This is a genomic window from Raoultibacter timonensis (assembly GCF_022845715.1).
GTDB classification, from domain to species: domain Bacteria; phylum Actinomycetota; class Coriobacteriia; order Coriobacteriales; family Eggerthellaceae; genus Raoultibacter; species Raoultibacter timonensis.
In genome coordinates this window covers 326,280-342,819 of record NZ_AP025564.1, presented here as the reverse complement: position 1 = coordinate 342,819, position 16,540 = coordinate 326,280, and the positions used below count along the sequence as shown (strand labels likewise).

Annotated in this window: 23 protein-coding genes; 3 read left to right on the top strand and 20 right to left on the bottom strand. The window is 56.8% G+C overall.

What is annotated here, in order from left to right:
- Positions 1-14 precede the first annotated feature (14 nt).
- The 16 genes from MWL89_RS01255 to MWL89_RS01180 all read right to left on the bottom strand — a co-directional run bounded on the left by MWL89_RS01255 (position 15) and on the right by MWL89_RS01180 (position 7,802).
- Positions 15-233, bottom strand: coding sequence for a hypothetical protein (locus tag MWL89_RS01255; RefSeq protein WP_244411445.1), 219 nt, complete (start codon positions 231-233; stop codon positions 15-17).
- A gap of 12 nt (positions 234-245) precedes the next feature.
- On the bottom strand, positions 246-449 hold the full coding sequence (locus MWL89_RS01250) for a hypothetical protein (RefSeq protein WP_244411444.1): 204 nt from the start codon (positions 447-449) through the stop codon (positions 246-248).
- The gene (locus MWL89_RS01245; protein WP_244411443.1) at positions 449-1,084 is read right to left on the bottom strand and encodes a hypothetical protein; all 636 of its coding nucleotides are present in this window, start codon (positions 1,082-1,084) and stop codon (positions 449-451) included. Before MWL89_RS01245 ends, MWL89_RS01250 begins: the two co-directional genes overlap by 1 nt.
- An 8-nt stretch (positions 1,085-1,092) precedes the next feature.
- The gene (locus MWL89_RS01240) at positions 1,093-1,305 is read right to left on the bottom strand and encodes a hypothetical protein (protein ID WP_244411442.1); all 213 of its coding nucleotides are present in this window, start codon (positions 1,303-1,305) and stop codon (positions 1,093-1,095) included.
- Between the two features lie 313 nt (positions 1,306-1,618).
- Positions 1,619-3,688: a phage/plasmid primase, P4 family gene (locus MWL89_RS01235; RefSeq protein ID WP_244411441.1), complete on the bottom strand. Its 2,070-nt coding sequence runs from the start codon at positions 3,686-3,688 to the stop codon at positions 1,619-1,621.
- Positions 3,669-4,163, bottom strand: coding sequence for a hypothetical protein (locus MWL89_RS01230; protein WP_244411440.1), 495 nt, complete (start codon positions 4,161-4,163; stop codon positions 3,669-3,671). Before MWL89_RS01230 ends, MWL89_RS01235 begins: the two co-directional genes overlap by 20 nt.
- Positions 4,164-4,169: 6 nt before the next feature.
- Positions 4,170-4,691 (bottom strand): hypothetical protein, encoded by a 522-nt coding sequence (locus MWL89_RS01225; protein ID WP_244411439.1) that lies wholly within the window; start codon positions 4,689-4,691, stop codon positions 4,170-4,172.
- The gene (locus MWL89_RS01220; protein WP_244411438.1) at positions 4,692-4,904 is read right to left on the bottom strand and encodes a hypothetical protein; all 213 of its coding nucleotides are present in this window, start codon (positions 4,902-4,904) and stop codon (positions 4,692-4,694) included.
- A complete protein-coding gene (locus MWL89_RS01215; protein WP_244411437.1) occupies positions 4,894-5,352 on the bottom strand; it encodes a hypothetical protein in 459 nt (152 codons plus the stop codon). Before MWL89_RS01215 ends, MWL89_RS01220 begins: the two co-directional genes overlap by 11 nt.
- A complete protein-coding gene (locus tag MWL89_RS01210; RefSeq protein WP_244411436.1) occupies positions 5,352-5,606 on the bottom strand; it encodes a hypothetical protein in 255 nt (84 codons plus the stop codon). The genes MWL89_RS01215 and MWL89_RS01210 overlap by 1 nt, the downstream gene beginning before the upstream one ends.
- Entirely contained in the window at positions 5,603-6,277 is a 675-nt protein-coding gene (locus MWL89_RS01205; protein WP_244411435.1) for an AAA family ATPase, read from the bottom strand. Before MWL89_RS01205 ends, MWL89_RS01210 begins: the two co-directional genes overlap by 4 nt.
- Positions 6,277-6,522, bottom strand: coding sequence for a hypothetical protein (locus tag MWL89_RS01200; RefSeq protein ID WP_244411434.1), 246 nt, complete (start codon positions 6,520-6,522; stop codon positions 6,277-6,279). The genes MWL89_RS01205 and MWL89_RS01200 overlap by 1 nt, the downstream gene beginning before the upstream one ends.
- A gap of 9 nt (positions 6,523-6,531) precedes the next feature.
- Positions 6,532-6,798 (bottom strand): hypothetical protein, encoded by a 267-nt coding sequence (locus tag MWL89_RS01195; protein ID WP_244411433.1) that lies wholly within the window; start codon positions 6,796-6,798, stop codon positions 6,532-6,534.
- Positions 6,795-7,109: a hypothetical protein gene (locus MWL89_RS01190; RefSeq protein WP_244411432.1), complete on the bottom strand. Its 315-nt coding sequence runs from the start codon at positions 7,107-7,109 to the stop codon at positions 6,795-6,797. The genes MWL89_RS01195 and MWL89_RS01190 overlap by 4 nt, the downstream gene beginning before the upstream one ends.
- Positions 7,110-7,272: 163 nt before the next feature.
- Positions 7,273-7,488 carry a hypothetical protein gene (locus tag MWL89_RS01185; protein WP_244452962.1) on the bottom strand — a complete coding sequence of 72 codons (216 nt, stop codon included), beginning with the start codon at positions 7,486-7,488 and terminating at the stop codon, positions 7,273-7,275.
- 101 nt (positions 7,489-7,589) lie between these two features.
- Complete coding sequence (locus MWL89_RS01180; protein WP_244411430.1) at positions 7,590-7,802, bottom strand: helix-turn-helix domain-containing protein; 213 nt, start codon at positions 7,800-7,802, stop codon at positions 7,590-7,592.
- A 144-nt stretch (positions 7,803-7,946) separates the two neighbouring features.
- On the opposite strand from MWL89_RS01180, the gene MWL89_RS01175 reads away from it, so the two are divergent.
- The 3 genes from MWL89_RS01175 to MWL89_RS01165 all read left to right on the top strand — a co-directional run bounded on the left by MWL89_RS01175 (position 7,947) and on the right by MWL89_RS01165 (position 10,140).
- Positions 7,947-8,618 carry a LexA family protein gene (locus tag MWL89_RS01175; protein WP_244412622.1) on the top strand — a complete coding sequence of 224 codons (672 nt, stop codon included), beginning with the start codon at positions 7,947-7,949 and terminating at the stop codon, positions 8,616-8,618.
- Positions 8,619-8,655: 37 nt separating this feature from the next.
- On the top strand, positions 8,656-8,928 hold the full coding sequence (locus MWL89_RS01170; RefSeq protein ID WP_244411429.1) for an NINE protein: 273 nt from the start codon (positions 8,656-8,658) through the stop codon (positions 8,926-8,928).
- 96 nt (positions 8,929-9,024) lie between these two features.
- Positions 9,025-10,140 (top strand): site-specific integrase, encoded by a 1,116-nt coding sequence (locus tag MWL89_RS01165; RefSeq protein ID WP_244411428.1) that lies wholly within the window; start codon positions 9,025-9,027, stop codon positions 10,138-10,140.
- Between the two features lie 291 nt (positions 10,141-10,431).
- Here the strand turns inward: MWL89_RS01165 and MWL89_RS01160 are convergent, their stop codons facing one another.
- The 4 genes from MWL89_RS01160 to MWL89_RS01145 all read right to left on the bottom strand — a co-directional run bounded on the left by MWL89_RS01160 (position 10,432) and on the right by MWL89_RS01145 (position 16,501).
- Positions 10,432-13,395, bottom strand: a complete 2,964-nt coding sequence (locus MWL89_RS01160; RefSeq protein ID WP_244411427.1) for an autotransporter outer membrane beta-barrel domain-containing protein — start codon at positions 13,393-13,395, stop codon at positions 10,432-10,434.
- Positions 13,392-14,144 carry a hypothetical protein gene (locus MWL89_RS01155; protein WP_244411426.1) on the bottom strand — a complete coding sequence of 251 codons (753 nt, stop codon included), beginning with the start codon at positions 14,142-14,144 and terminating at the stop codon, positions 13,392-13,394. The genes MWL89_RS01160 and MWL89_RS01155 overlap by 4 nt, the downstream gene beginning before the upstream one ends.
- Entirely contained in the window at positions 14,137-15,090 is a 954-nt protein-coding gene (srtB, locus tag MWL89_RS01150) for a class B sortase (RefSeq protein ID WP_244411425.1), read from the bottom strand. The genes MWL89_RS01155 and srtB overlap by 8 nt, the downstream gene beginning before the upstream one ends.
- Before the next feature lie 73 nt (positions 15,091-15,163).
- The gene (locus tag MWL89_RS01145) at positions 15,164-16,501 is read right to left on the bottom strand and encodes a DUF7601 domain-containing protein (RefSeq protein ID WP_244411424.1); all 1,338 of its coding nucleotides are present in this window, start codon (positions 16,499-16,501) and stop codon (positions 15,164-15,166) included.
- Between the last annotated feature and the right edge of the window lie 39 nt (positions 16,502-16,540).

Sequence of the window (16,540 nt, the reverse complement as noted above, 5' to 3'; positions counted from 1 at the left end):
GGCGCTCGGCGGTCCTACTCGCCACCCTCGGCCTCCTTCTCCGCGACGATCCTGTTGCCGGCTCTGCGCACCCATGCAGCCGCCGCGATGCACGACAGCGCCGCGACGGCGAGGCCGTAAGGCGCTCCGAAAGCCGTACCGACGGCTATCGAAGCCATGACCGCCGCGCAGACGGCGAACGCGATCACCGCGCAGCCGCCGAAAAGCTTGATGTCTTCAGGCTTGTTCTCCATTGCTATCCTTTCCTAACGCTTCGCCTCGAAGCTCGGGCACTCTTCTCCCTCGTCTTCGACGCTATAGAACTCGTCGTTGGCTATGCAGTAGATGCTGTTTCCGCACGGGCATAGCCTGTAGTAAACGCAATCGTCGCTGCAAACGGCGCATTCGGGCTTGTTCCACGGCGCGTCTGGGTCGCCAGCCCACGTGCCGTCCGGGTAGTTGCTTAACATCAGAATACGAACTTCCCGTGCTTGAACTTGACGATGCGCTTGCCTATTCTTTTCACGTAGTCAACATCGGAGTAGCAGCAATCGCACCAATAGCAGGTTTTTTCTTGGTACGTTTCGAAGTAATGCGCCCTCATTACGTCTTGCAGTTCCCGTTTCGCGTTTACCGCATTGCAGAATTCAACGGCGTCCTTCTCGGTTCTGATGTTGACGACGAACTCATTGCGCTTGAAGCCGTCCCAATCGAACTTTTTTGGCTTCTTGCTCGGCTTCTGCCTTTCGGCGTTGGCGATCGCGTTTCTGATAACGTCGAAGTACTCGCGCTTGTTGTCGTGCATCTTCTTGGCTATCGCCATCGCGACGCCCTTTTCCTCGTCCCACTTGTCGCCCGGTTGCTTTTTAACAACGGTTTTCGGAGAACCGTCAGCCCAGAAAACGATGGTCGCTGGCTTGCGGAACACCACGCGGTCGATTTCTGGCACGCCGTAAAGAGATGCGAGCTTTCTGATCTGTTCGGCGTTGCAGCTTTTGCATGAGTTGTCGGTGCACGATACGCCTAGTACTTTCGCAAAGGTGCAAGTGCCTAACGTCTGCTTGAAATCCTCCTCGAACTTCTCCCTGTTTGTTTTCTCGTTCATTTCCGCTCCTATTCGCTTTTCGGCTTAACGTCGCCGCCGTCATCGAGCAGCCCGCATACCCGCTCTGCGCAAGTTCCGCACAGCTCTTGGGTTCTGTCTTTCTTCTCGTACATTCGGCTGTAGTAGTCGGATTCGACGGGGTAGTATTTGACAATCACCCTCACGATGTCCTCTTCTTTCTCTATCTCGCCGCCGCAGCGGTCGCAAAGAATCTTTCGCATGTTGATTTCCTTCCTCGGAACGCAGCGAACCGCAAGCCCTGCGAAAGGCTTGTAAAGGCTCGCCGTATTCGGTTGTCTTGGTGGGTTGTAACGGTTGTAACGGTGTAACGGCTGAAAATCCCTATACACGTATATAGATAGTATTACTACTATATATTTACTTTTTTAGTACTTAGATAAAGTTGCCCGTTACAAGTGTTACAAGTGTTACAAAACGCTATGACCTGCGTTTATATGTTGATTTCTGTAACACTTTGTAACGAAACTCTATTATCCTCAGTTCTGATAGGATTTGTTACAAGTGTTACAAGTGTTACAGATTTTGCTTCTTTCGGAACACGCGGACAACCTTGCTTCCATCCGCGAATTCTGCTCTTGCTGTCGATGACGCAACGTTGAAAATGATGTTTGCCTGACGAGTGAACGAGCTTCGGTTTACCGCCATGAATCCCGCATCGGCGCAGTACTTTTTATAAGCATCATGGGCTTCTTCGATCACAACGCCGTCGATGCTCTGCTCGTTCTTCGTGCCAACCCCGTACTCGTCGTGCGCCCACGAGTAGACGCTCGAGTTTTCGAGCTTGATGCGTTCCAGCTCGATCTTCGACTGCTCGTTCTCGCTCATGTCGCACCGTTCGATACATGAGCGCAAGCCCTCGATGCCGAGCAGGATAGCCCGCTCCATGGCCTGCTCCGTCATCAGCTTTCGGCCGATGTTCGGGTTGAAGCCAGAATCGGCTTTGCTGAAATCGGCGTTGAGCGGGATAGGATGCAGGCGGCGCATCATGCCGTAGGAGTTATCTCCCAGGCGCGGCATCTCGTTGCCGGTAAAGACCAAAGTGCAGTACGGTTTGAACTTAAAAGTATCGCCTCCTTTGTATTCGGCTTGGACATAATCGCCCGTGACGATCTTTTTGATTACGCTCGCTTTCGTTCCGTTGATGAACTCGTTGCTGATATCGTCGCCGAGGTTGGCGAGCTTGCCCATGAGCGGGACGGTCTGGAACCGCTCGCCTATCGTCGCGATATCCAACGACGAAACGTTATCGTCGCCGATCAATCGATGAATCATGTTGAGGTAGGTAGACTTTCCGTTGCTGCCCTTGCCTAAGAAGATGGGGCATACCGCAAGCTCGGTGCCGCGGTACATGCACAGGCCGATCGTCTCGATCAGGTTGAAGTACACGGGCAGGTCGCCGCATGCGATGTTGCCCAGCGCTGTATCCACATCGTCATCCGATGCTTCGGGGTTCCACCGATGCGGGATGATGTTGGCTATTTTCAGCTCGGGCGACATTGCGCATGTCTCCATCGTCTCGATATTCAGCACGCAGTTCGCGAACGCGATGTACTTCTTATCGGCCATCTCGGTTCTCGGCGCGCAAATCTCCAAGTACTTCATGACCTCGCGCCGCTCGCGGTCTTTGATTCCCTTTCGCAAGCCGATCATCGCCTTCTCTACGGCGCGGCGGCCTACCTCGTAGCATGTTCCGTTCCACACGGCGGGCGCTCCGTCGATGTAGCACATATGGTTCTCGGCCATAAGGCGCTCGGCGAACCGCGCGTGGTTGAAGCCCTGGCTTGCAGGCTGCTTCTTCGCTTCGGCTTCCTTCGGCTTTCCGTTGCCCTTGTCGTAGCCGAGCGCCGATCTCACCTTTTTGGTAACCTCGTCAACAGGCAGCGGCGGGTCGCATCTGGTGACGTTCGCACCGTGAACGCGCTCGAATATCTCGGCATCCTCCACGCCCTGCGATTGCAGCGAGCAGGCGTACTTGAACAACGTCTCGTCCCGAGCGCCCTTGCCGATCTTCTCGGGAAGCTCGAACGGCTCGCCCTCGTCCCTGTCGCGCTTGCGCGTCGCCTCGATGAGCGCGTAAACGTTCTCGTCGGCATCCGCTATCGCGTAATCGTCGGGATGGTTCTCCCACTCGTAGCAGCGCCCGTTGGGATGGACGGAGGGAGGCAGCATCGCATATCCCCCGTCGCATCTGATATCGATATGGAGTTCGTCGTTAGACCACGAGCCGATAGACCGATCAACGCGGTAGAACAGATGCGAGCCTCCGCGTCCGGTGATGGCGCTCACCGTCTCGGGCAGCTCGCCGTGCTCCCGCTCCCACTGGGCGACGAAGTCCATCCCGTCGTAGCCCTCGTCATCGTCTTTATCGATATCGATGATGGCGATGCCTCCCGAAGCCGCGCCGGTCGCCATGCCGATGTTCTTGTCGGGCTTCGCCCACATCCGCTCGATCTTCGCAACGTCGTTCGTCGCGTCCTTGAAACCGTGCCTTGTCGCCGGCTTCTTCGATTTCGGCCAGAGCGGATGGACGGCGAACCCGAGCTTTTGATACACGAGCGCGGCGTCAAGCATCGTCTGTGGCATATTCAGCACCGTCCAATATCTCGATGACCCTAGCGCCCGCTTCCTCAGGTGAGCAGAAAAGGAATCGGGCGCTGTATTTCTTCTCCATGGTCAAGCAGGCTTTAGCCAAGCGCATTCCGTCGATCGGAGGGCGCAAGCCCTTCTTCGCGTTGACGAACCTTCGCGGGTTCTGCCACTTCGCCAATGTCGCGAAGTCGGTAACCCCGTCCTCGTTCTCGGTGAGGATCGTTAGCTCGAACCCCGCATCCCTCGCGTTCACGAGTTCGCGCCTGAAACGTTCGTGGTTCTGGTCGATGCACTGGGCAAGCTCTAGGATATCGCGCTTGGTGTCCACCGTTCGAACGCCTCCCACGAGCATGTAATCACCGACGTAGAGCTTGGTGCTCACGAGCCTAAACCCGTGAGCAACCATCCAATCGTGCTTTAGCTTGTGCTTGCCCTTCTGCTGCCTGCTGTCGGTCAGTACCGTTATCATGGCCTATCAAAATGGAACGTCGTCGTAGGCATCGACTGGCACCGTGTCGGACTGGGGAACCTTCTCGCGAGTGTTCTTAGGCTCGGGAACCTTGAAATCGCCTACGCGGATATCCTGAGAAGCAACGACGCGGAACACGTTGAGACGCTCTTTGTCATCGCCCTTGTCGTTGGTGTAAAGCTCGGTCTGGAAGACGAGGCCGATCTCCTTGCCGACGAACTGGCTCTCGTTTACCTGATCCCATACGAAGCCCTTGTTAGATTCCTGCACGCGGTTCACGAACGCCTTGAACTTGCCCTCGGCGCTGTCCTTGTAGGATCGCGCGAACCGGTGCGCCCACGGGTTCTCCTTGCCCCAGTCGTCGGAGTACTTGCCCGCATACTCGCCCTCGGCGATATCGTAGGTTATCCAAAGATACTCTTTTTTGGGTACGTCCTCCACGGCTGTGATGCGGCAGACGTAGCCGCCCGCCGGGAGCTTGTCGGCGTACTCGGTTTCTTCGATTTCAGTCCAGTTCTTAACCTTCATTCAGTTCTCCTTTACCATTTGGTTTGATGTTTCCCCGAACTCATAGCGTTTGAAAATCACCATGAGGTCATCGCCTGTTTTGATATCGTGCCCGTTGAGTATGCGGAGCACTTTCGATGCCGCGTCCCAAGCCGTGCGGTCGATGGCGTTCTCCGTCTTGTCGCGTTGGATTTCGAACAACCCAGCCACCCGCTCGATCTCGTCATCGTCCATGTACGCGCTGCGCCTGTGGCTTATCAGCATCGACGGCACCCCCTACAAGCTTGCAATGCGAGAAGAATCCCGTTCTCGCCCGCGCCGCCTTCATCTTGTTGCGCAATACGATCTTGCGGTACCCGTCCTCTCCGTACTTCTTGATGCGATAATCGCGATCGTGGAGTATCCTGCCGATCATCTTTTCCGATTTCGAAGTCGGGTAGTAATGGCGCGGGTACTCGCCGCTTTCGTCGTGCTTGATCTGCTCGATGTTGGATCCGATGTTGTAGCGGTATTTGAGGTGCTTGTAACCGGGGTGGTCGCTTATCCTGATGGAGCAGCAAGCGCCGTAATCGAGTTTGAGGTAGACGCTTTTCGATGAGTACGCGTCGTAGCGGTGGACGATGAAGCCCTCGTCTACGAACCGCTGGGCCAATCGGGATGCAAGTTCCTTGAAGTCTTCCATCAGGCGTCACCACCAAGCAGCGATTGGCAGAACTCGCGGAGATCGTCCAGTTCTTCGATATTGATTCTCGCGACATTAGCACCGCTGTTGTATACGCCCGTGACGAAATACTCCAGGTCGCCATCGCAGCAATGCGCCTGGATGCGATTGTCGTTCTTGGGCGTGATCGTGTAGCCTTCGCCGAATTGGCTGTCCTCTACGATGTACCGCTTCGCCAATGCGAGCAGGCGAAGGCTCTTTTCGATATCGCTCATTTCGCATCGCCTCCGAGCGGGGGCAGTCCCCAATACTCGCGGAGCACGGCATCGACGGATGCAATGTCATTCGGAACGAACTGGTCTTTGAACGAATCGATGGGCGTTTTCGCCGTGCTCAGTTCGTTTCTGGTTTCGAAGACGTATTCGCCGTTGACGCACTTGCTGTTGAGCACCGTGGTGAACTTGCTTTCGAGGCATATCTTGTCGAGCTTCTTGCCGCTGGTTTTGATCCGCGTGAACAACACCCCAGAATCGTCGCGCTCCGTTTGGGCATGAGCCATGAACACCACGGTAATATCGGGGCGCATGGTGAGGGCGTAATCGATGATGCCGTACACCGCCCATGCGAGGTCGGACCACTTGTCGTAGTTCTTCTCGTCCTTTCGGCGGTTCTCGTCGGCCACCATGATGCCGTTGATGGTGTCGATGACAACAGTTTTGATGTGGGGCGCGTTCGCGTTGATGCTCTTCAGCAGCGCCATGACCTTTTGCTGATCGTCGGTAACGCTGTAGTTCTTCTTATCGCCGCCGTAGCTCTCGCCCCAGTTGCGCCAAGAAAGTCCCTTTTTGTCGCAGTCGATGATGTAGGTGCTTTTAGGGTCGAGGTTGCGCAGCGATGTGGTCTTGCCGCTGCCGCTCTCGCCCATGACACATATCAGGTTCGCCATCACTCGTCACCCACCATCGCGTAGAACACGCAGCCCCGGTACTCCACTTCGGCCATGGCGTACTTCCCCTCTCCGTGGCGAAGCGCCATGATCTTGGTGGCGTTCGAAATCTCGCGCAGCCGCGACCTGTCCACCGATTGGTACACGGTATCGGGGTCGCTCGGTTCCTCGCCGAACACGGCGAGCCGCTTTCGCTCGTAGTCGAAATGCGCGTCGATCATCGCGTCTAAGTCCGCTAGTTTCATTTTCACTCCCTACGGTTGGATTCTCGCGATGTAGACGTTCCGCTTGCGCTGCATGATCCTGATCCTGTCGCTCATGCCCCTGCGCCACAGCGCGTCGCGCAGCTGATAGGTAATCTGGTTGATCTTGCAGCCCTCGGGAGCGCCCGTGACTATCGCCGCATCTGCTCCGCTCTTGTCGAACGCGATTACCGTCTCGTCGGCGAACGCTCGGAGCGGGTTCAGTTTCCGCCCGTCTCGGATCGACGGGATATCATCGATGGCTATAGGCTCGATCATAGCGACCCAACCCCCCTTGCTCCGCCTTCGCTTTTCCTATCTGACAAGATCGATTCGATGGAGATTCGGAATATATCAACCGCCATCTTTTTATGCGCCGCATCAACCGTCAGTCCGTCCAACAGCGTCTCTGCGAGCAGCCTAGCCCCGCACAGCGCCGTCTTGACGGCAATGGAGTCGTTCATCTCGTCGCCGTTTTCGCCGTCGTAAGGCGTTTCCACGGTGGATAGAGCGGCCATTATCTCGGCTTTCGTGTACGTCTTCTCAGTGGTCGCGGCAGGTTCCTGCTCGCTGTTCTTTCCGAATATCATCAGCTACGCTCCGATCGATAGGGTTATCAATGTCACCAGCATTCCAATTAAGAATGGAACGGTGAGCGCGATTTGCGCTTCGCCAGTCCATGGTGGTATGATTCGATCCGTCTTAACGGACGTTTGACGCGCTGAGTTTGGTCGCTGGGCGCGTCTCTCTTTTTCAGACATGCTCTTTCCTTTCCGAGTACAGCACGGTGTTCCGCGCTATCCAGTCGTTAAGTTCTTCGATGATTAAAAAACCGCTTCGCGTCTTTCCGCGCTCGTACCTGAGCGGCAACGGATCGATCGACCGCGAAGCAAGCTCGTACAGATGGGCGAGCTTCACGCCCCACTGGCTTGCCAGCTCCGGCGCTGTCATGTAGGTAGGCAATTGCACCTCCCTTCGTTGCGTGCTTGCAGTTCACCCGCCTCGGTGTGCGGGGGCGCGTGCGGGACCTACCGCCGCGTCGGTTCGGTTGTCAAAGTGCAAGGAAACGGCTAGATTCGGATGTGGTTACGCTCGTCTGAAATGCCAAGAAGATAATCAGTTGAACAGCCAAATAGTTGATGCATTGCGATCAGCTCAGACCCATAAGGTGCCAATACCCCTCGTTCCCATCTGGAGACAGTGGAATGTGACACTCCAATTTTTTCTGCAAACTCCTTTTGACCGAGATTGATTCTTTTGCGCTCGCTTCTGATGTTGTTCATGAGTTTCACCCCCAATCTTTACCAACGTTCGTTGGTTGCCATATTTGAAATATATACCATCATATGTTGGTAGTCAATCGTCAGATTTGACTAATATTCGTTGGTGACTTATATTGATATCGCCAACGATTGGAGGTTGTTTTGGTGGGCGATAAAAAATATCCGAATCGAGTTAAGGAGCTTCGCGAAGCGAATGGCATTTCGCAAGCAAGGCTTGCTCAACTAGTCGATGTTTCCGATACAAGCATTCAAAACTACGAATATGAGATTCGCGATATACCCGGCGAAGTGCTAGCGAAAATGGCTGAAGTGTTCGGCACTTCGAGCGACTACATTCTTATGCAAACCGATAATCCTTCCCGGATTGAGTACAGCTTAATGTCCCTAGATCAAGAAGACGGCTACGTTGACGTGCCGATCTACGGAGAGATCGCAGCCGGGACGCCGATAGAGATGCTTGAGTTCGAGGACGAGTTCCCCGTTCCGACGAAAGTCAAAAACCAGCATCCGCACTCCGGGCTGCTTCGCGTTAAGGGAGACAGCTACAACCGCCGTCTGCCCAACGGATGCCTCGCCTTGGTGGATTTCGACATGAAGGAACCGAACGAGCATGATCCGTTCGCCGTTTGCGTCAACGGGTATTCGGCGACAGTGAAGCGCGTGAAAAGGCTCGCCAACGGTTTCGAGCTGATCCCGAACAGCTACGATCCGACCTACATCCCTACCGTCTTCGATTACAACAAGCACGACACCGAAGAGATAACGATCATCGGGCAAGTCGTTTGGGCGACCATGCCGTTCGATTATGAAATATAATCGAAATACTTGGTTATGCGGGATGAAAGGAAAGTAGATGAAGAAAAAGAAAAAACTAGCTCCGTTGCTGCTGTGTCTGTTTCTGGGGAATATCGGCGTACACGATTTCTATGCTGGCAAAACCGCTTTAGGAATTGTGCACGTTCTCTTGTTCGTCGGCGGGATTTGGTTTGCCTTGATGGGCAATTTGATCCTGAGCGAAGGTGCTATGGTCGGATATCTGCTCCTTGGCGCAAACGCTCTTTTCGCCGTCGTAGAGTTTTTCGTGATCCTGATATCTCCAACATACGGAGATTGCGAGGGATGGTAGCGAACTAATAAGAAAGCCCCGCGCATACGGGTTGCCGCCCAGCACGAGGCTCCACAAGTACCAACCGAATAAACGGAAGGCAAGGTGAATTGTACCATGTCGCGCTCTAACTTTGGCTCGATCCAGTACGTCAGCAAAGGCAAATACCGCATCTGGTGGATCGACGGATCGGGAAAGCGCGCTTCGAAGGTGCTCAACGGAACCCGCGACGATGCCGAACTGTACCTCGCTATGCAGCGCATCGGAACGGTCGGATGCGATCCGAGCATCACATACAGCGAGCTGTGGGCGGCGAAAGTCCATCCGTCGTTCGCCAAGGACGGCCTCGCAACGAAAACCGTGGAGGGATACGAGCGCGTTTGGGAACGCGAGCTTATGCCGCGCATCGGGCGCGAACTCGTAGCCTCGACAACCTGCGAGCGGGCTGAAGAAGTACTTCGCAGCATCGATTCTGCGTGGGTTCAACGATCTGCCTACCAACTGTGGAAGAAGGTATGCAACATTGCAATCCGAAACAAGATCAGGCAGGACAACCCAATCGACCGCTACATCAAGCTCGACAAGCCGCCGAAGTCGGACAAGAGAACCCTCGACGCATCCGAAGTGAGAGAGTGGATGGAATCGATACGAGGTATCAAATACGAGCCGCTTCTGCTTGCCGAGAGCGGCGGCGGGCTTCGCCATGAAGAGGCAACGGCGCTATGCGGGGAGGATATCGCACCGCTCGAATACAGGGGCAAGACGTATGCCGCCGTCAGCATCAGCAAAGCTCTGGTTTCCACAAGAAGCGGGCGCGAGCTGAAAGGTACGAAGAACGGCTTCTCCGAGCGCGAGATGATAATCGGTGATCCGTTCGCATCGCGCCTATTGGAATTTGCAGGCACGGCCGGGCCGCTGTGCAGGAACGAAGCCCCGCACGAAATCGGCGACCCATGGGAGGCGAAGCATTATTCATCGCCCACGAGCATCACCAACAACTACCGAACCTGGTGCGAGCGAAACGGCATAGCCTACGTCAATCCCGGCAAGCTCAGGAAGTCATGGTCGATAATGCAGGGCGAGGCAGGATCGCCCGATTCCATCGTCATGCTCGCTATGGGGCATTCTGGCGGCGACGGCACCACGCGCGGGCGAAACTACCAGAAAGCGACGCGTCGAGGGCTGATCATGATAGCCGATCTTCTCGCCGAATTGATCGAGCTGGAATCATGATGGCTCAACTCTGTGTTCTTCGATGGCACTTCTCATCACATTGTTTAGTTGCTTAATCGTTTGTTGATCTGGGGTTTTATATGGATCGATACAGTCTTGAAAACTGTTGTGCCGCAAGGTACCGTGGGTTCGAATCCTACTTCCTCCGCCAGAAAAATAGCAGGCCACAGACGCAATCCCGTCTGTGGCCTTTTGCTTTGCCGGAAGGCGCCACGGCACCGCGAGAAAGCTCCAACAGGCTCGGCTCCCTCATAGCAAACGCCGCGATTCGAGCCTGCACCCAGCACATGCTCACTCGGATTGATCGATCTTTCGCGACCTTCTGCGTGCACTCAGCAAAAGAGCCAGAACGAGCGCAGCTCCCCCGACTATCAGCAGCCAATAGGGCTGTTCTTCGGATTCGACGTCGGTGATGGGTGGCGCATCGTAGGTGTTTGTCACCGTCAAGACGTTGCGCGCACTGCCCTGCCCATCGACGAGGTCGTCGGTCAAATCGACATCCCAGATGCCTCCGTCGCTGCCCGGAGCCCCCGAATGGGCCCGCCCGATAGGCGTTCCGTTCAGATCGTACGAAACACGAATGGAATCCAATCCCGGCGCTTCGTTCGCGCCGAATACCGTTTTGTAGTAGTAGGTGATCTTATTGTCCGCCTCACCGTTGCTCGGCGTATAGTACCAATCGGAAAAGGAGTTGTCTCCGCTATAGCCCGTCGCAGGATCCCATACGGCAAACCAAAGGCCGAACGCCCGCGTATAGTCGAAGAACTCGGTATCTCCAGCTGCCACGTTCCTGATGACAATATCGGTCTTATACGCTGCGTAAAACTCGACGAGGGGGAACGCAGTCGTCAAAACGTCTCCCCCGACTGACCAGGTTTCATCTGCAACCTTGATGTCACTACCGTCGACCCGGGGAACCTCGGCTCCCGCCCATCCGGCGAAGGCATATCGATCGAGCGCGTAGTCGATCGTAGCCCCGTCGAAGGCAACGGCGTTTTGCCGTTTCACCGTAGCCGTAACGCCCCCGAGCGACCTGAAGGGAACCTCCTGCACGAAATAGGCCACCTCATTGGATGCGCTGCTTTCTCCCCCGTTCCCATGGTAGGCGACGGTGTAGCTGAAGTAGCTGATGTCGTAATTGTTGAGCGGATGACTCCGTCCCGCAGGCACCGTACCCGACGGAGCGTCCGAGGAGCTCAGGGCTCTCGAGCACGGATACACGGACGGATCGGCAGCGACATCGTCGGCAGGAACGCGATACGCCCCCGCAGTGTTCCCCGTAAACGAAACCGTCGATGCATCCACGGTCAGATTGCTGAGAAACGCGGTGAAGATCGCACCGCCGTTCGCAGAAGCCGTGTTGCCCGACAGGGTCGAGTCGGCAATGCTGATGCGTACGCCAGCACCCGTATCCTGGTTGACGTATATTCCGCCGCCGCTTCCGACGGCCCGATCGTCTCCGACGGAGGCACCGGGATCGGTTGCGCTGCAGTTCGTAATATCCGTACCGTCTATTTGCAGATCGACCGTACCGGCAAGGTTGATGCCGCCGCCCCAACCGCCGTACCAGCCGAGGCCTCGCGCCGAGCAGTTCTCGATGCTTCCCCCGAACAGTTTGATGACGGCGCTCTCCGTTGCCAGAATACCGCCTCCGGAGTCTTTGGTATAGCATCCGTCGATTATGCCGCCCGTCATGGTAAACGTGTTCGAGGCCATCAGGTAAACGCCGCCGCCCCCGATGTCGGAACTGTTGGTTTTGATGCTTCCGCTCGTGAACTCGATGCTCGACGGCGCCCCGTAATCGCCGCTGGCAACGCCGCCGCCATGGCCGTTCAGCCTTGCGGAGGTCGCCGACGTCGCCCTGTTGTTCGAGATCATAGCACCCTCGATCTTCAGGCTGGAGCCGTCGTCGACGTACACGCCGCCGCCCCGCGAACCCCAATCCGTAATCGAGGCCGCTTGGTTCGAATCGACCAAGGCGCCGCCGCCGAGCGTGATCGCCGTTCCTCCTCCGCCGAATATTCCGCCGCCATGCCGACCCGTATTGCCCGACACCGTTGCCGTGCCGCTCACGCTCACCGTCGCGCCGTACGCGCCGATGCCGCCGCCAAACCCGTTCTCACCTTGGTTCTGCTGCTCGTTGTATGCTACGCTGTCCGTGATCGATCCGCCCGTAAAACTGAGCGTCGATCCCCCGTTGAGCCCCAGACCGCCGCCCACTGCAGCGGTGCAGCCGGTAATCGTCCCCGCGGTAAACGCAAATCGCGCATTCGCATCGACGTATATCCCGCCGCCGGACCTACCGTCGAGCGTATCGGTACGACAGTTCTCGATACGGGCCCCCGAGAGCGTGAGGGTATCGCCTCCGAAGAACACGCCGCCGCCGTGTCCTCCACGGAAGTACCCGCCGCTGCCATCCCCGGTAGCCCGGCTGTTCGATATCGCGCCGCTCTTCAGCTCCAGCTTGTTCGATGGCGTGTAGTCGTCGATGCTGATCGCACCGCCGCTTTGCGCCGTTACGCAGTTGGTGAAGGTCGCGCCGTTGAGGACGATCGTGCAGTTGTAGTTATCGTTCACGTAGTTGGGCGCGCTGCCGCCCGTGCCGATGGACAGCCCTCCTCCCCTTCCGGCTCCGTCGATGGTAAGGCCGGCGTTGAAGGTTATCGTCTGCGCGTGGTCTGCGGTTCCGTACGATAAGAAATGCCGGGCAGACCCCTCCCAGCCGCTGTCAGCCGCAGGACCGGCCCACGTCAGATTCCACGACCCCCCCTCGGCAACGAACACCGAGCTCCTGTTCCAGGGAAGCGCGATGACTTCGGTGAAGACGATGTCGTTCTTGATCACGAAGGTGATCGTATCGCCTTGCGCGGTCGACGAGTCGGTGTCGGCAACCGCCGCTTTCAAATCGCTGAAGTTCGTGATGGTATAGCTCTTGCTGGCAAGCGTGCTTACACCCCCATCGGGAGTCGCCGCTTCGCTTTCCTGCGCCGGGCCCTGCGGTAGCGCCTCCGGCCCGTCAGAGCCATCCGAAACCTGCCCGTCCGACTCCGATTCGTCGCCCGAACCCGTATCGGACTCGCCTGCCTCCGCGTGCTCGGACGATTCTTCCACAGCAGCATCTGCCCCAAGCGCGATCAGCTCTTCGCTTTGGTTCATCTCTTCGGCTATCCCCGCATACGGGACAGCCGCCACGGCCAAGCAAACCGTAAGCAGTGCCACAGCTGTTTTCTTGGTAACCGTATTGAACAATCTCATGTGACACCACCTTCCGATTCATCTTTTCGGCGGCGAAGCTTCATACCGACTATGATGAAAAAGAGCGACAGAAGCGCTACGAGAGAGAACAGGAGAGCGAGTTCGAGCACGTCGTCCCCCGTTACGGGAAACCCTGCACCGAACACGTTCGAACCGCCGCCCTGCCCACCCGAAGCACCGGGATCGTGAGGATCGAGCGGATCCGCCGGATCATCGGGATCATAAGGATCGACGGGCGGCTCAGGAGGCCTTGAAGCGCTATAGGTATGAACGAACGCGAGGCTCTCCTCTTTGTAGCCGTTCGAGTTCTCGTACACCGTCTGCATTTCCAAACCGCCGGGCTGGTCGAAGCGCACCACGTTGTTGCGAATCTTGTAGTACGTGGTGTCGAGCGCGATATTGGGCTGCTCGCTTGCGGCGGTTGTCACGGTAAGTCGATATTCGTATATCCGCACCGCGCGGTATTCGATGGTGGGAGCCACGAACACATCGTTGTCGGTGATGGCGAACTGGTAGCTTGCATCGTCGGTCGGCATGGGGTAGCTGGGATCGAGCGGCTCGAGCATATACGTGACGGTATAGCTTTCATCCGCCGGCAAGCCTTCTATCGTTTGGTATACCGGCATATCAAAACTAACCGAATCAGCGGCGAATGCACGCACGGGCGCCGCGCACGCAAGCAACAGCGTGCCCAGGGCAAGCGCGAAGGCAATGCCGAGCAATCCCTGTATGTGAGCAGCTTTAGTCACGTTTCGTCCGTGCTTCTTTCCTTTTTCTCTCCCGCCTCTTTATCGCATAGATAAGGAGCGAGACTACGATGATCACGATCACACAGAGCGCGATGAGGGCAAGATCGTGCGGGAACCTGTCGAACAGATCGCCCAACCCCGATCCCCTGTTTTCAGAGGCGAAGGAGTTCTCGAAGCGATCGTCGCTCAACTTCCCCACGAGCAGATGCCTGCCGTTCGTCGGCTCGGAGGCACAGGTGCTCAGCACCACGAGCTTGTCGTCGGTTCCTATCTCGATATCCCGACTGTGGTAGGCAATCGAGTACACATAGTCGATATAGGCTTGCTTCTCGTCCTCGGATTCGACGTAGGGGTTGTACAGTTTTTCGTCGTAGGCATCTCCGAGCACATAGGCGAAGAGTTCTATCCCGTGGTACGCGTCGGTGGCAGAGGTATAGATCTCTCCGTATGCGTGGCTCTCGAAAAACTCCGCGCTTTCAAACTTGTCGATATCGCCGAACATCGCGCTTTCGTCCATATGGTGCCCGTACAGAATGCTGTTGAAGTCCGACAGATCCCGGCTGTTTCGATAGTCCAGATAGATCGCCCCCGCTATCGAAGGCGAATCGTACACGCTCGTATTCACGTACTTGAAGTTGTTATCGGTTTGAGCCACCGGGTAGTCGATGCCCGTTCCGAACACCTCCACCCAACCGAACACTTCGGAATTCCTCTGCTGCAGCTCGGCGAACGAAGCCGTATCATGGGGCTTGTACTGTTCGTACTGGACGGAGTTTGCGCCCTTGATTATCCGTCCGTTGTCGTACACGACATACGAGGCGCAAAGCAGTACGAGAACGAGAACGATCAAGAACAGATTGTCGAAGGCGGCGTCAACCGCGCGGAGGACTTTCAAGCCTCCGCTTCGACGCTCGACGCCCTCATTGTTCACGTACTGCTTTGCCATGGTTGTTCCTCTAAAGAAAGATCGGCGGGATTAGCTCTTGCCGGCACATCCCGCCTTCCGACCCTTCTCGTGCCTAGTCTTCTTCGGCCTGGCGCCGTGCCCTGCTCACGAAGTAGAATCCGATACCGATGCATGCAGCGAGCCCGATGAGGATCAGCGGCATGTTGTCGAGAACGACACCGGTGATGCTGATGTTGGTGCGCTCGTTGGTGATGGTTACCATGTTGTCGCTGTCTGCCGCCACGAATTCATCTTTGTAGGTGACATCCGATCCGGTCGACACCTCGTACACCGAAACGGAAGCGGCACCGGGATTGCCCGTGACGCCGGAAATGTCGGACGCCTTCGTGTACTGCGTCAGGGAATCGGTTTCGCTCACCTTGTACGTGGTTCCCAGCGGAAGGTTCCTGAAGTAGATGGTTTCGTTATGCCCGATGGGCGTGGACGGAATGGAGCCTTCGGTTGCACCCGCGGCGAACGGGATCTTGCTCCATCCAGAGGTAACCTCCGTACCGCCGCTGCCGTCGGACCACAGGGTTCCATCCTCGTCGAAGACGTAGTTGTTCGGCGCGACGATGTACTCGACGTCGAAAGCACCTTCGGCCGCCTTCGGCAAGGTGAAGCTCACGTCGAAGGGAAACTTCAGGGTGAAGTCGGCCCAATCGCCGGTGATGACGTTGGCGGTCTTCAGCGTTACCGGAACGGTGTATTCGTTCTTGAAGGTGAATCCGTTCGCAACCTTGGGTGCCGCATCCTCCAAAACGTTGTCGGCGCTTACCTTTGCGTCGTCGTTATCCGCATTGGGATTGGAGATCGCGTCGGTCAACTCGAAAACGGTGACGGCGTACACGACGGTGCCCGCGGGGTTCCCGCTTGCGTTCACGTTCTTCACCCATACGCGCATCTGGTATTTCTGCTCGGAGTAGGCCATACCCTCGGTATCGGTGCCGGGCGACGCCTGGTCGGAAGGCTTGACCTCGACGACCTCGTAGATGTACTCGCCGGCATGCGGGTAGCTGTTGGTCACGCCGCCCGTGATGTTGCCCGAAAGCACCTTGTTCACTTCGCCTGCGGTCAGGCTGGAGAACTGCGCCGTTGTCGAGAGCGTCCGTACGTCGTTGTACGTATCCGTCGACACCGCCCCCGAGTGATCGGCCACGTCCGTCAGCGTGGCGACGAACTGGTATTCCTCGCCGAGGAGCTTGGTTGTGTCGGCGCCTGCGGGCACATCCAGATGCTTGCTGATCCACGCTCCGGCCAGGGTGCCCTGGACGGTTTCGGAGCCCGATCCATCGCCGTTCTTCGGAATCTCTTCTGCGAAGGCCGTACTCGCCATTCCTGTCAACGACAGCGCAAGCGCCACCACTGCGGCCAATGCCGTACTCGCTACTTTCTGTCTAACTCTTGCCATTGCCTTTCCTCTCTTTGCGACGTTCTTTCCGATGCTTCC

What these genes read in the sequence shown, in the direction of transcription:
- MWL89_RS01160 (WP_244411427.1), bottom strand. Translation starts at nt 13,395, where the DNA reads ATGAGATTGTTCAATACGGTTACCAAGAAAACAGCTGTGGCACTGCTT.
- MWL89_RS01210 (WP_244411436.1), bottom strand. Translation starts at nt 5,606, where the DNA reads ATGAGCGATATCGAAAAGAGCCTTCGCCTGCTCGCATTGGCGAAGCGG.
- MWL89_RS01245 (WP_244411443.1), bottom strand. Translation starts at nt 1,084, where the DNA reads ATGAACGAGAAAACAAACAGGGAGAAGTTCGAGGAGGATTTCAAGCAG.
- MWL89_RS01190 (WP_244411432.1), bottom strand. Translation starts at nt 7,109, where the DNA reads ATGATATTCGGAAAGAACAGCGAGCAGGAACCTGCCGCGACCACTGAG.
- MWL89_RS01225 (WP_244411439.1), bottom strand. Translation starts at nt 4,691, where the DNA reads ATGAAGGTTAAGAACTGGACTGAAATCGAAGAAACCGAGTACGCCGAC.
- MWL89_RS01230 (WP_244411440.1), bottom strand. Translation starts at nt 4,163, where the DNA reads ATGATAACGGTACTGACCGACAGCAGGCAGCAGAAGGGCAAGCACAAG.
- srtB (WP_244411425.1), bottom strand. Translation starts at nt 15,090, where the DNA reads ATGGCAAAGCAGTACGTGAACAATGAGGGCGTCGAGCGTCGAAGCGGA.
- MWL89_RS01220 (WP_244411438.1), bottom strand. Translation starts at nt 4,904, where the DNA reads ATGGACGATGACGAGATCGAGCGGGTGGCTGGGTTGTTCGAAATCCAA.
- MWL89_RS01250 (WP_244411444.1), bottom strand. Translation starts at nt 449, where the DNA reads ATGTTAAGCAACTACCCGGACGGCACGTGGGCTGGCGACCCAGACGCG.
- MWL89_RS01255 (WP_244411445.1), bottom strand. Translation starts at nt 233, where the DNA reads ATGGAGAACAAGCCTGAAGACATCAAGCTTTTCGGCGGCTGCGCGGTG.
- MWL89_RS01240 (WP_244411442.1), bottom strand. Translation starts at nt 1,305, where the DNA reads ATGCGAAAGATTCTTTGCGACCGCTGCGGCGGCGAGATAGAGAAAGAA.
- MWL89_RS01235 (WP_244411441.1), bottom strand. Translation starts at nt 3,688, where the DNA reads ATGCCACAGACGATGCTTGACGCCGCGCTCGTGTATCAAAAGCTCGGG.
- MWL89_RS01165 (WP_244411428.1), top strand. Translation starts at nt 9,025, where the DNA reads ATGTCGCGCTCTAACTTTGGCTCGATCCAGTACGTCAGCAAAGGCAAA.
- MWL89_RS01195 (WP_244411433.1), bottom strand. Translation starts at nt 6,798, where the DNA reads ATGATCGAGCCTATAGCCATCGATGATATCCCGTCGATCCGAGACGGG.
- MWL89_RS01180 (WP_244411430.1), bottom strand. Translation starts at nt 7,802, where the DNA reads ATGAACAACATCAGAAGCGAGCGCAAAAGAATCAATCTCGGTCAAAAG.
- MWL89_RS01215 (WP_244411437.1), bottom strand. Translation starts at nt 5,352, where the DNA reads ATGGAAGACTTCAAGGAACTTGCATCCCGATTGGCCCAGCGGTTCGTA.
- MWL89_RS01205 (WP_244411435.1), bottom strand. Translation starts at nt 6,277, where the DNA reads ATGGCGAACCTGATATGTGTCATGGGCGAGAGCGGCAGCGGCAAGACC.
- MWL89_RS01145 (WP_244411424.1), bottom strand. Translation starts at nt 16,501, where the DNA reads ATGGCAAGAGTTAGACAGAAAGTAGCGAGTACGGCATTGGCCGCAGTG.
- MWL89_RS01170 (WP_244411429.1), top strand. Translation starts at nt 8,656, where the DNA reads ATGAAGAAAAAGAAAAAACTAGCTCCGTTGCTGCTGTGTCTGTTTCTG.
- MWL89_RS01200 (WP_244411434.1), bottom strand. Translation starts at nt 6,522, where the DNA reads ATGAAACTAGCGGACTTAGACGCGATGATCGACGCGCATTTCGACTAC.